The following is a 12,643-nucleotide window of genomic DNA, read 5'->3' on the forward strand; positions in this document are numbered from 1 at the left end:
ATTCTGCCTATACGTTTAGCGTATAACCGTTTTACCACCGGGCTATCTACCGCGCCAGCCTCATTACGGGAAAAATAGCGCCATCGCTTCTAAGAGGAATCATTCATGACACCGACACCACTCACCTCCCGCGCAGCCGGCTGGGTAATTTTTATCCTTGCGCTCGGCGCAGGCTTCAGCGTTGCCGCTATCTATTACGCGCAGCCGCTGCTGCCGCTAATGGGAGCAAACCTGCATTTGAGCGTTGAGGGTATGGGTCTGGTTCCGACCCTGACTCAAGCGGGCTATGCGCTGGGTATACTTTTCCTTCTACCGCTTGGCGACCGTCACGATCGCAGAAAGCTGATCCTGATGAAAAGCGCCGCGCTGGCGGTCCTGTTGCTGCTCTGCAGCCTTACCGGTCAGCTCACCTCTCTGTTGATGGTTAGTTTGCTGATCGGGATGGCTGCGACAATGGCGCAGGATATCGTACCAGCTGCCGCGATTCTGGCTCCTGCGGGTAAACAAGGGAAAATGGTGGGTACGGTCATGACTGGCCTGCTGCTGGGGATCCTGCTGTCACGGACGGTGAGCGGGCTGGTGGGTGCGCTATTCGGCTGGCGGGTGATGTATCAGGCCGCTGCGGTCAGTATTGCACTGATTGGTCTGCTGATGTGGCGCGTGCTGCCGCGCTTTGAAATTCACTCAAACCTGACTTATCCGCAGCTGATAAAATCGATGGCCCACCTGTGGAAACGCTATCCGGCACTGCGTCGCGCCGCATTCGCCCAGGGGTTCCTCTCTATCGCCTTCAGCGCATTCTGGTCCACCCTGGCGGTCATGTTACTGGCGCACTATCAAATGGGCAGCGCGGTAGCCGGCGGCTTTGGTATTGCAGGCGCTGCCGGGGCGCTCGCCGCCCCGCTGGCTGGCGGCCTGGCCGATAAATTCGGAGCCGAAAAAGTCACGCAAATGGGCGCGGCGCTGGTTACCGTTTCTTTTGCCCTGATGTTTCTGCTGCCTGCGCTACCGCCGCATGGCCAGCTGATCCTGATTGCCATCTCGGCCGTCGGTTTTGACCTTGGACTGCAATCCAGCCTCGTGGCGCACCAGAACCTGGTGTATGGTCTGGAGCCTCAGGCGCGCGGTCGTCTCAATGCGCTGTTGTTTACCGGCGTGTTTATCGGAATGTCGCTCGGCTCAGTGCTGGGAAGCAAACTGTATGTGATAGCAGGCTGGAGCGGTGTAGTGACTCTCGCCGTCATTACCGGCGCTATCGCCCTCGGCATCCGCCTGATAGAAAGCGCGAGGGTCGTTTCGGCGCAACGAACCGTCAGGTAAAAAAAAGCCGCCCTGCTGGCAATACAGGGCGGCTTTTGTGTCAGGAAGAGAACTCAGACCGTGCGGCGAGCAAACTCTTTGACGCGGAAGCCCAGCAGCAACAGCGTCGCGAAATAGGCGACGACACCCGCTACCACGACTACCATCAAACGCAGCAGGCGGAACGGCATCGTCCCCTGCGACCACTCCGGCATCAGGTACATCACGCCCAGCAGCGCCGCAGACATCACGATGACGGCAATCACCAGGCGCAGCAGGAACAGGAACCAGCCGGGCTGAGGGGTGAAAATTTTCTGTTTCCTCAGCTGCCAGTAGAGCAGCCCGGCGTTAAGGCAGGCCGCCAGGCCAATCGACAATGACAGACCGGCATGCTTTAGCGGACCAATAAAGGCGAGGTTCATAACCTGCGTCATGATCAGCGTGACGATGGCAATTTTCACCGGCGTTTTAATGTCCTGACGCGAATAGAAGCCGGGAGCCAGTACCTTCACCACAATGAGTCCCATCAGGCCAACGGAATAAGCGACCAGCGCGCGCTGAGTCATCGCGGCATCAAAGGCGGTAAATTTTCCGTACTGGAATAACGCGACCGTCAGCGGCTTGGCCAGTATCCCTAACGCCACGGCGCTCGGTAGCGCAAGCAGAAAGCACAGGCGCAATCCCCAGTCCATCAAACGGCAGTATTCGTCGTGATTGCCGCTGGCAAAACTTTTGGACAGAGAAGGCAGCAGAATGGTCCCCAGCGCCACGCCCAGTACGCCGGACGGAAACTCCATCAGGCGATCGGCATAGTACATCCATGACACCGAGCCGGAGACGAGGAACGAGGCAAAAATGGTATTGATGATCAGGGAAATCTGGCTAACCGAGACGCCGAGGATCGCCGGCCCCATCTGTTTCACCACCCGCACCGCGCCAGCATCTTTGAGGTTGATTCGCGGCAGCACCAGCATGCCGATTTTCTTCAAATGCGGCAGCTGCCAGGCAAGCTGCAAAATACCGCCAACCGTCACCGCCCACGCCATGGCCAGCATCGGCGGATTAAAGTAGGGCGCGGCAAACAGCGCAAAACCAATCATGCTGACGTTCAGGAAAGTCGGAGCAAAAGCAGGCACCGAAAAGCGGTTCCAGGTATTCAGGATGGCGCCCACGAGTGAAGCCAGGGAGATCAGCAGAATATAGGGAAAAGTGATGCGCAAGAGCTGAGTGGTCAGGGCGAACTTTTCGGGCGTATTGGCAAATCCCGGCGCGGTGATGGTGATCACCCACGGTGCCGCCAGCATACCAGCGATGGTCACCAGCGCCAGCACCAGCGTCAGCAAGCCCGAAACATAGGCGACGAAAACCCGGGTCGCATCTTCACCCTGCTTGCTTTTATATTCCGCCAGAATCGGCACAAAAGCCTGTGAGAACGCGCCCTCAGCAAAAATACGCCGTAATAGATTCGGAAGTTTGAAAGCAACGAAGAAGGCGTCGGTGGCCATCCCTGCGCCAAAAATACGCGCCACAATCGCATCGCGCGCAAAACCCAGCACGCGCGAAAACATGGTCATCGAACTGACGGCCGCCAGTGATTTTAAAAGATTCATTAACGTGTTATTCCACAACCCTGGAGTAAAACGCCCGCTCAGGCGGGCGCTGGAAAGTGGCGATAGTCTACCGGGTTCATAATGAATTACTACTGCCAGTTGTTACAACGGGTTATTCGCTCATTGCTTCGCGCCAGAGTTTCTCCACGATACGCTGAGCAAGCAGCGCCTGTTCGCCGGAGGTTTCAGGAACCGTCTGATTTTGCACGCATTCGATAAAATGCCGGGCGCAGCCGGTGAATCCTCGTTGCTCAAGGGTGGTCTGCCAGCCGGGGACCGGACGCTGGATCACGCCGCGCCCCCGCTCCTCCTGCCACTCCCGCATATCACGGACTTCATATAATCCACCGTCGGTTACCGCCTGCACCCACTCCCGCTGGCTTCCAGCGCGGCGGTGCATACTGGTGGTCATTTGGATCATCCCGCAGCTGAAATGATGTTCAGCATAAAGCATTTCACCCTGGGCCGTCGTGAGCAGCGTACCGCCGTTTAAACGGGCTTTATCGCCCGCCAGCCATAGTGCGGTGTCGACGACATGCAGATAGTCATCCAGCAGCGTAAAGCGCAGATCGTGGCCCACGCTGTCGCTACGGTGTTTATCCATCCGCAGCGAAGCCGCGTTACCGAGCTGAGCTTTAAGTTCGCGATAGAGAGGGGAGAAGCGGCGATTAAATCCGACCATAAGAGTAAGACGGCGGCGGGCCGCCAGCTCAACCAACGTCTCCGCATCGCTAAGCTTGTCGGCCAGCGGTTTATCAACGCAGACATGAACTCCGGCATTGAGTAACCGACTAACCACTTCATAATGTGAAACCGTTGAAGTATGGACGAATACAGCATCACACTGCGCCGCCAGCTGTTCCAGAGTATCCGCATAGGGGATACGCCACGTTTCACAGATGCGCAGCGCTTTCTCTTTTCCCGGCGACCACGCCGCCTGTAGCGTCCAGCCATCCGCTGCTCCCAGCACCGGCAGCCAGCCCTTTTGCGCAATGCTACCTAAACCAACGACGCCGATGCGTAGTTTCGCCGACATGCTTAATCTCCTGAATGAGGCAGCAGTGAATCCAGACGCGCTTTAAGTTCAGCGACGTCCGCTTCCAGCGCCTCAACGCGGGCCTGGAGATCGTCACCCGCCGGCGAAACGGCTTCAACGGCGGTAATCAGCGAATCCATATCATCGCAGAACAGGTGCATATAGCGGCTTTCACGCTTCCCGGGTTCCCGCGGCAGACGTGCAACATAGGGGCCGTCGTCTCGCGTAGCCAAATTTTCGAGGACGCTTTCCACCTCTGCCATATCGCTGAATTCATGCATTCTCTGCGCCCGCCCGCGCAGTTCTCCGGGCGTCTGCGCCCCGCGCAGCAGCAACGTGGTAATAATTGCCACTTCCGCTGGAGTTAATTTCAGGTCGCCAAATTCAGAGTTGCAGAAGCGCTGTTCATATTTGGTCACCCGATTGCCGAAACCGCTTACCGTACGCAAAAAATGACGCTTAACTAACGTATCGAGGAGCTCCTGCACGTCATTTTCGCTGAGCGACATCACCGGTTCACGGTTCGTTTTCTGATTACAGGCGGTCACCACCGCGTTGACCGACAGGGGGTACTGCTCCGGCGTGGTGACCTGCTTTTCCAGCAGACAGCCAATGACTCGCGCCTCATGCGCGGTTAACTGATATTTCATGATGTCTCCTTAGCGACCCGGGGTCCAGTCCGGTGTCGTCAACGCCGTCAGTACGTGATCGCGCCACTGCCCATCAATGAGCAGGTAATCTTTGGCGTAACCCTCTTTTTCAAAACCCAGACGCGCCAGCAAATCGCCGCTACGCTGATTATGCGGCATATAGTTTGCCATTATGCGATGGATATGTTGCGTGCGCTGCATATAGCGAATTGCCGACGTCAGCGCTTCAAACATTAGCCCCTGCCCTTGCCATTTCTCTCCGATAGAGTAACCGAGATAGCAGGCATGAAACGATCCGCGCACCACGTTCGAAAAATTCGCCACGCCGATAATCTCTTTTTCTTCGGGGTCCAGCAGCGCAAAATAGAATGCCGAACCCTGCTTGTGAAACTCCGAAATCATCGATAAACGCGCCTGCCAGCCGGAAGGATAACAGTGGCTGTCGTCGCGCACTGGTTCCCAGGGTTTTAAGAACCCTTTATTTTCCGCGTAGTAATCGGCCAGACGCCAGGCGTCACGATCGTGTACCAGCCGCACCACCAGCCGATCCGTCGTCAAACGCACCTTCGGTACGTTACTGCGATAGCCAAACATTCCCCTCTCCTGTTCCCCTGACGCAATACTTGCTGACTTTACTATACCTGTCCTGCAGGGATGTGTGAAAACAGCAACATACCATTTTCTGCACCATCTCTGCTTTTCGATGAATAGCCTCTATCGTTCTTGCATTTTGATAAAAAAATATTGTCGCGAGTTAGCTGGGAAAATAGCCATTAACCCCGCAAAATATCAGAGCTTATTCTTATTTTTCCCGGGAGGGGAAATGTCCCGCGTATCGCAGGCAAGGAGCCTGGGTAAATATTTCCTGTTAGTTGATAACATGCTGGTCGTACTCGGCTTTTTCGTCGTGTTCCCGCTCATCTCTATTCGCTTTGTCGATCAGATGGGGTGGGCCGCGCTAATGGTCGGCATTGCGCTCGGGCTGCGTCAACTGGTGCAGCAAGGTTTAGGGATATTCGGCGGTGCGATTGCCGACCGTTTTGGCGCCAAACCGATGATCGTCACCGGCATGCTGATGCGAGCTGCCGGTTTCGCCGCGATGGCCGTCGCCCATGAACCATGGGTCCTGTGGTTATCCTGCATACTCTCCGGTCTCGGCGGCACGCTGTTCGATCCCCCGCGGGCGGCGTTGGTGGTTAAGCTGGTTCGCCCACACCAGCGCGGGCGTTTCTTCTCCATTCTGATGATGCAGGACAGCGCCGGGGCGGTGATCGGCGCGCTGCTGGGTAGCTGGCTGCTGCAGTATGATTTTCGTCTGGTGTGCAGCGCTGGAGCGGCCCTGTTTATCGCCTGCGCGGCGTTCAATGCCTGGTATCTCCCGGCCTGGAAGCTGTCAACGGTTAAAACGCCGGTTCGTGAAGGGCTGGGCCGCGTGCTGCGTGACAAACGATTTGTCACCTACGTCTTGACGCTAACCGGATATTACATGCTGGCAGTACAGGTCATGTTAATGCTGCCGATTATGGTTAACGATATTGCGGGTTCTCCGGCGGCGGTAAAATGGATGTATGCCATCGAAGCCACCATTTCACTGACGCTGCTTTATCCGATTGCCCGCTGGAGTGAAAAACGGTTTCGCCTTGAGCATCGGCTGATGGCCGGACTGCTGATTATGACGCTGGCAATGATGCCGATTGGCCTGAGCAGCAATCTGCAGCAGCTGTTTACGCTGATCTGCGTGTTTTATATCGGGTCCATCATCGCCGAGCCTGCGCGCGAGACGCTTGGCGCTTCGCTGGCGGATGCCAGAGCGCGCGGCAGCTATATGGGCTTTAGCCGTCTGGGATTAGCCTTCGGCGGCGCTTTCGGCTACGCAGGCGGCGGCTGGCTGTTCGATGCCGGTAAGGCCACGGGTCAGCCGGAGCTGCCGTGGCTGATGCTGGGCGCGATCGGTCTTGCGACGTTTGTTGCTCTGTGGTGGCAGTTCAGTCCAAAACGTTCAACGTCCGGTATGCTCGAGCCGCGCACCTGATTTGCCGGACCGTCGTTTCTCCTCCATACTGAATTGAGGAAGTTCAGCAACAATGGAGGAGAAACGTGAAGTTATATATCTACGATCACTGCCCGTTCTGCCTGAAAGCCCGCATGATTTTCGGCCTGAAAAATATCCCTGTCGAACTGATCACGCTCCTGAACGATGATGAATCAACCCCAACCCGCATGATCGGCCAGAAAATGGCGCCCATCCTGCAAAAAGACGATAGTCGCTATATGCCAGAAAGCATGGATATCGTGCACTATGTCGATAAACTTGATGGAAAACCGCTACTGACCGGAGCGCGTAACCCGGCTATTGAAACCTGGCTGCGCAAGGTCAACGTCTACGCGAATCGTCTGTTGATCCCGCGTTTCGCCAAATCCGCATTTGATGAATTCTCAACCCCAGAGGCGCGCGCTTATTTTGTGAATAAGAAGGAAGCGGCTATTGGTAGCTTTGCCGATCACCTCGCCCATTCTACCGGTCTGGTTAAGAACATCAGCGACGATCTGCGCGCGTTGGATAAACTTATCGTCCAGCCAAACGCCGTCAACGGAGAGCTGTCTGAAGATGATATTCATCTCTTCCCACTCCTGCGGAATCTGACGCTGGTTGCCGGGGTGAACTGGCCGAGCCGCGTGGCCGCCTATCGCGACAATATGGCTAAACAGACGCAAATCAATCTGCTTTCCTCAATGGCTATTTAAGCTCAGGGCAGCGGAAGGTAGTGTCCTTCGCTGCCTCCCCCCGCTTTTTAAGTCTTTTCCGCTAGCACCTCCTGCGCTGGCGGGTCATGCTGCTTTGTGTCAGGATGAACCCATGGCATGACATTAAGGAATCCAATGAAAAAGATGTTTATCGCGGCCGCGCTTATCGTCAGCGGCCTGCTGAGCGGCTGTAATCAGCTTACGCAATATTCCGTGAGTGAGCAGGAGATCAACCAGGCGCTGCAGAAACGTAACCACTTCGCCAAGGATATTGGCCTGCCCGGCGTTGCGGATGCTCATATTGAACTACAAAACCTGACCAGCGCGATTGGTCGTGAAGAACCCAATAAAGTGACGCTAAGCGGCGTTGCTAATTTAGATCTGAATTCACTATTCGGGAACCAGAAAGCGACCATTGACCTGAAGTTAAAAGCGCTGCCGACCTTCAACAAAGAGAAAGGCGCCATTTTCCTGCAGGAGATGGAGGTGGTGGACGCAAAGGTTCAACCTGAAAAACTGCAGTCCGTGGTACAGACGCTCATTCCTTACCTGAATCAGTCGCTGCGTAGCTACTTCAATCAGCAGCCTGCCTACGTCCTGCGCGAAGACGCCAGTGCGGGCGAAGCGTTGGCGAAAAAGTATGCTAAAGGGATTGAGGTTAAGCCGGGTGAGATTATTATCCCGTTCACTAACTAACGGCTCGGGCGCAGAAGCGCCCGTTTTTTTACAGAAGTTGATGCAAAGGAAAACGTTTACGCTTATCCTTAGTGCCCGGCAAAAACAGCCCTGATGACTGACCCTATTTAGCCGGAGCCTTCCATGACAGCACAATCCCAGGTATTGAAAATCCGCCGCCCTGACGACTGGCATATCCATCTGCGCGATGACGATATGTTAAAAACCGTCGTGCCTTACACCAGTGAGTTTTATGGCCGGGCGATCGTGATGCCGAATCTGGTACCCCCTGTCACCACCGTCGAAGCCGCCCTTGCCTATCGCCAGCGCATCATGGCGGCAATCCCGGCGGGCCACGATTTTACGCCGCTGATGACCTGTTATCTGACGGATACGCTCGACCCTGCTGAGCTGGAACGCGGATTCAACGAGGGCGTTTTCACCGCCGCCAAACTTTATCCGGCCAATGCGACCACCAACTCCAGCCACGGCGTCACCAGCACTGATGCAATCATGCCGGTACTGGAGCGCATGGAAAAGCTGGGAATGCCCCTGCTGGTGCACGGTGAGGTCACTCACGCGGACATCGATATTTTTGACAGAGAAGCGCGGTTCATTGAAACCGTCATGGAGCCGCTGCGTCGGCGCCTGCCGGGTCTGAAAGTGGTGTTCGAACACATCACCACCAAAGATGCCGCTGAATACGTACGCGACGGCAATGAGCTGCTGGCGGCGACCATCACCCCGCAGCACCTGATGTTTAACCGCAATCATATGCTGGTTGGCGGCGTGCGTCCCCATCTATATTGCCTGCCGATCCTTAAACGCAATATTCACCAGCAGGCGCTGCGCGAACTGGTGGCCAGCGGTTTTGACCGCGCCTTCCTCGGTACTGATTCCGCTCCGCATGCCCGCCATCGTAAGGAAGCCAGCTGCGGATGTGCAGGCTGTTTTAACGCCCCGACCGCCCTGGGCAGCTACGCAACGGTGTTCGAGGAGATGAACGCCCTGCAGCACTTTGAAGCCTTTTGTTCGCTTAACGGCCCTCGCTTCTATGGTCTGCCGGTCAATGAAGGCTACGTTGAGCTGGTGCGCGAAGAGAGCCTGGTGGTAGAGAGTATCGCTCTGCCTGGCGACGCGCTGGTGCCGTTCCTGGCAGGAGAAACCGTGCGCTGGAGCATGAAGAAATAAATACCTCTCCCCCTGTTGTAAATGCGACAACAATACTGTATAAATAAACAGTACATTACACAGGGGGCAATTATGCGTATTGAAGTCTCTATCGCCAAATCGACAGCCTTACCCAACGGCGCTTTAGATGCGCTGAACAATGAACTCTCCCGCCGTATCGAACAGCAGTTCCCCTCGACGTCAAGCCAGGTGACGGTTCGCTACGCGGCTAATAACAATCTGTCGGTTATCGGCGGCCTGAAAGAAGACAAAGACCGGATTAGCGAAATCCTGCAAGAAACCTGGGAAAGCGCTGACGACTGGTTTGTCCGCGACTAGTCAATTAAATTTGCTCCCTCATTGTGCAACTTTTTGCCGGGTCGCCCCGGCTTTTTTATTTTTTTGATACTCAGACTCTCCCCTATTGCTTTTGCTTAGCGCCTTCAAAAATAACGTATAACTGAATTGTGTTTGCGTAAAAAATCAGCAATCAGCAGCGTATGTATCTCTTTTTCATTTAATTTCTCGAGTTTATTCTTGACTGCTGATATAATTAACTTGCTTCAAAAAACACGCATTAAACCTCGAGAACTGTTGTCTTTTAACATATGAATAAGGGGTTATGATGGAAAAGAATAATGAAGTCATCCAGACCCATCCCCTCGTTGGATGGGACATCAGCACCGTAGATAGTTACGATGCGCTGATGTTGCGCCTGCACTACCAAAACCCCGCTCAAGAAAGCAGTAGAGACGCAGAGATTGGCCAGACGCTATGGCTAACGACGGACGTCGCACGTCAGTTTATTTCTATTCTGGAAGCAGGTATTGCGAAGATTGAATCAGGCGAATACCAGGAAAATGAGTATCGAAGGCATTAAGATTTAGCAAAATGTCTTAATATTCACCTAACAGGCACCTTCGGGTGCCTGAACTATTTTCGGGCTTGTATATCAGCAGGTTGTTAATTACCCTGCTAATAAAGCAATAACCTGGAACTCACCATGCAATACGATCTTATCATTATCGGTAGCGGCTCCGTCGGCGCTGCCGCAGGCTATTATGCTCGCCAGGCAGGGCTTAACGTACTGATGATTGATGCCCATCAGCCTCCGCATCAGGAAGGTAGCCATCACGGCAGCACCCGCCTGATACGTCATGCTTACGGCGAAGGCGAAAGATACGTCCCTCTGGTACTACGCGCGCAGAAGCTATGGGATGAATTTGCCGCCGCCAGTGGGGAAGCCGTTTTTGAGCGTACAGGGGTGATTAACCTCGGGCCTGCCGACTCCGACTTTCTGCGCAACGTGGCCAGCAGCGCGCGCGAGTTCCAGCTCAATATTGAAGAAATGGATGCGCAGACAGTGATGACTCGCTGGCCGGAAATTCGTATTCCTGACGATTACCGGGCGATATTTGAACCCGCATCCGGGATACTGCGCAGCGAACTGGCCGTTGAAACCTGGATCCGTCTGGCACGCGAAGCGGGAGCCGCGCAATTGTTCAACTGCCCGGTTTCTGCTATTCACCACCAACCGGACGGCGTAACCGTTGAGACGCTGGATGGCGAGTACAGCGGCAAAAAACTCCTTGTCAGCGCCGGTACCTGGGTTACGCGTCTGTTGCCAGAACTCCCAGTCCAACCGGTACGTAAAATTTTCGCCTGGTTTCAGGCCGATGGTCGCTACAGCAGCAAAAATAACTTCCCGGCGTTTACCGGCGAGTTAGCTAATGGCGATCAGTTTTACGGTTTCCCGGCAGAAGATAACGAATTAAAAATCGGTAAGCATAACGGCGGGCAGCTTATTTCCACTCCGGAGGAGCGCAAGCCGTTTGGCTCTGTTGCTACGGACGGTTCAGAATCTTTTAGCTTCTTGCGTAACGTGTTGCCCGGTATCGGCGGCTGCCTGCACGGCGCATCCTGCACCTATGACAATACTGCTGACGAAGACTTTATTATTGATATGCTACCCGGCCAGCCGGATACGCTGCTGATCACCGGCCTGAGCGGTCACGGCTTTAAATTTGCTCCGGTTTTAGGCGAACTGGCCACACGGTTCGCGCTTGAAGAACCCTTTGGATTTGATCTATCTGCGTTTTCACTGGCGCGGTTTAATAAATAACTGCCCAACGTCACAACTACGCTAAAGAAACGGCCTCGTTTGAGGCCGTTAATAACTGAGAGAGATGATGCGTCGCCTGTTTGAATTACTGGTTAACAACGTCCGCGAACATTTTATGATCTACCTGGCGCTGTGGCTGCTGCTGGCGTTTATCGATCTTATCTGGTTATGGTTTTTCTGACGGCTCAGGATCGGGGATCCCCAGCTTAGTATTCAGACGACCGCGGGATTTATTAAAAATCTTATTGCCATTTTCCCGTCCGGCGCGCAGTTTTCTCTGCTCCTCTTCCGGCAGCTTATGTTCTTCCATGCAGGCTTCGCTACAGCAGCCGGCGAATTTCTCCGCGCAGGAAGGACACTGGATAAATAGCAGATGGCAACCATCATTCAGGCAATTGGTGTGGCTATCGCACGGAGCGCCGCACTGATGGCAATGGGCGATAACGTCATCTGAGATACGCTCCCCCATCCGCTCATCGAAGACAAAGTTTTTACCGACAAAGCGTACCGGCAGCCCCTGCTCGCGGGCGCGTCTCGCATACTCGATAATCCCGCCCTCAATATGCGAGACTTTAGTAAATCCGTTGTGCTTCATCCAGGCGCTGGCTTTTTCACAACGGATACCGCCGGTGCAGTACATCACGATATTCTTATCTTTATGTTCCTGCATCATCTCCACGGCTTTTGGTAGCTGGTCGCGAAAAGTATCCGCCGGGATCTCCAGTGCGTTCTCGAAATGGCCAACCTCATACTCATAGTGGTTGCGCATATCAATAAAGACCGCATTGGGATCGTCCAGCATCGCGTTAACCTCTGCGGCTTTCAGATAATCCCCCACGTCCGAGGCATCAAATGTCGGATCGTCAATTCCATCCGCCACGATCCGATCGCGAACCTTGAGGCGCAGAACCCAAAATGATTTGCCGTCATCGTCCAGAGCGATATTCAGGCGGAGCCCATTGAGGGCGGGGTCAAAACCGTATAAGAATTCGCGCAGCGCATCGACCCGGCTTTGCGGGACGCTGATTTGCGCGTTAATCCCTTCATGAGCCAGATAAATTCGGCCAAAGACATTAAGCTTAGTCAGCGCAATCCACAGCGCATCGCGCGTGGCTTTCGGGTCAATAATAGAGAAATACTTATAAAACGAGATCGTCGTGCGCGGCTCGGTTTCAGCCAACATTTGCGCTTTTAACGTCTCATTTGAAATGCGGTTATGTAACACTGGCATGGTGTACCTGCTCGGCATAGTCAATGAGTAAAATAAACGGCGGGCATCATATAGCAAACACGCTTAATTTACATCCCTACATTTTGCGCTACATTTTTCTCACCC

Annotated in this window: 14 protein-coding genes; 9 read left to right on the forward strand and 5 right to left on the reverse strand. The window is 54.4% G+C overall.

The features are described from left to right. Positions 1-105: 105 nt before the first annotated feature. A complete protein-coding gene (locus HMPREF3178_RS28530; protein WP_004112155.1) occupies positions 106-1,320 on the forward strand; it encodes an MFS transporter in 1,215 nt (404 codons plus the stop codon). Between the two features lie 53 nt (positions 1,321-1,373). Here the strand turns inward: HMPREF3178_RS28530 and murJ are convergent, their stop codons facing one another. From murJ to rimJ, 4 genes are all read right to left on the reverse strand, one after another. Continuing rightward, positions 1,374-2,909 (reverse strand): murein biosynthesis integral membrane protein MurJ, encoded by a 1,536-nt coding sequence (gene murJ / locus HMPREF3178_RS28535; protein WP_004101058.1) that lies wholly within the window; start codon positions 2,907-2,909, stop codon positions 1,374-1,376. Positions 2,910-3,021: 112 nt separating this feature from the next. Then, positions 3,022-3,945, reverse strand: a complete 924-nt coding sequence (locus HMPREF3178_RS28540) for a Gfo/Idh/MocA family protein (protein ID WP_004112153.1) — start codon at positions 3,943-3,945, stop codon at positions 3,022-3,024. 2 nt (positions 3,946-3,947) lie between these two features. Beyond that, a complete protein-coding gene (locus HMPREF3178_RS28545) occupies positions 3,948-4,595 on the reverse strand; it encodes a YceH family protein (RefSeq protein WP_004101051.1) in 648 nt (215 codons plus the stop codon). A gap of 9 nt (positions 4,596-4,604) precedes the next feature. Then, positions 4,605-5,189, reverse strand: coding sequence for a ribosomal protein S5-alanine N-acetyltransferase (gene rimJ / locus HMPREF3178_RS28550; protein ID WP_004101049.1), 585 nt, complete (start codon positions 5,187-5,189; stop codon positions 4,605-4,607). Between the two features lie 229 nt (positions 5,190-5,418). On the opposite strand from rimJ, the gene mdtH reads away from it, so the two are divergent. From mdtH to HMPREF3178_RS28590, 8 genes are all read left to right on the forward strand, one after another. Further along, positions 5,419-6,627, forward strand: coding sequence for a multidrug efflux MFS transporter MdtH (gene mdtH / locus HMPREF3178_RS28555; RefSeq protein ID WP_004112151.1), 1,209 nt, complete (start codon positions 5,419-5,421; stop codon positions 6,625-6,627). 65 nt (positions 6,628-6,692) lie between these two features. Next, a complete protein-coding gene (grxB, locus tag HMPREF3178_RS28560) occupies positions 6,693-7,340 on the forward strand; it encodes a glutaredoxin 2 (protein WP_004101046.1) in 648 nt (215 codons plus the stop codon). 135 nt (positions 7,341-7,475) lie between these two features. Further along, positions 7,476-8,036: a lipoprotein gene (locus HMPREF3178_RS28565; protein WP_004101044.1), complete on the forward strand. Its 561-nt coding sequence runs from the start codon at positions 7,476-7,478 to the stop codon at positions 8,034-8,036. Between the two features lie 123 nt (positions 8,037-8,159). Next, the gene (pyrC, locus tag HMPREF3178_RS28570; RefSeq protein WP_004101042.1) at positions 8,160-9,206 is read left to right on the forward strand and encodes a dihydroorotase; all 1,047 of its coding nucleotides are present in this window, start codon (positions 8,160-8,162) and stop codon (positions 9,204-9,206) included. A 72-nt stretch (positions 9,207-9,278) separates the two neighbouring features. Then, on the forward strand, positions 9,279-9,524 hold the full coding sequence (gene dinI / locus HMPREF3178_RS28575) for a DNA damage-inducible protein I (protein WP_004101040.1): 246 nt from the start codon (positions 9,279-9,281) through the stop codon (positions 9,522-9,524). Positions 9,525-9,810: 286 nt separating this feature from the next. Next, positions 9,811-10,065: a biofilm formation regulator BssS gene (gene bssS / locus HMPREF3178_RS28580; protein WP_004101039.1), complete on the forward strand. Its 255-nt coding sequence runs from the start codon at positions 9,811-9,813 to the stop codon at positions 10,063-10,065. Positions 10,066-10,188: 123 nt separating this feature from the next. After that, on the forward strand, positions 10,189-11,307 hold the full coding sequence (gene solA, locus HMPREF3178_RS28585) for an N-methyl-L-tryptophan oxidase (protein ID WP_017146134.1): 1,119 nt from the start codon (positions 10,189-10,191) through the stop codon (positions 11,305-11,307). A gap of 67 nt (positions 11,308-11,374) precedes the next feature. Then, positions 11,375-11,488: a YceO family protein gene (locus HMPREF3178_RS28590; protein ID WP_004101037.1), complete on the forward strand. Its 114-nt coding sequence runs from the start codon at positions 11,375-11,377 to the stop codon at positions 11,486-11,488. Here HMPREF3178_RS28590 and HMPREF3178_RS28595 read toward each other — a convergent pair. Continuing rightward, positions 11,474-12,538 (reverse strand): oxygen-dependent tRNA uridine(34) hydroxylase TrhO, encoded by a 1,065-nt coding sequence (locus HMPREF3178_RS28595; protein ID WP_016807609.1) that lies wholly within the window; start codon positions 12,536-12,538, stop codon positions 11,474-11,476. The two genes, HMPREF3178_RS28590 and HMPREF3178_RS28595, sit on opposite strands and share 15 nt — an antisense overlap. Positions 12,539-12,643: the final 105 nt, after the last annotated feature.

Source organism: Klebsiella sp. HMSC09D12 (assembly GCF_001808475.1).
In the GTDB taxonomy this organism is placed as follows: domain Bacteria; phylum Pseudomonadota; class Gammaproteobacteria; order Enterobacterales; family Enterobacteriaceae; genus Klebsiella; species Klebsiella oxytoca.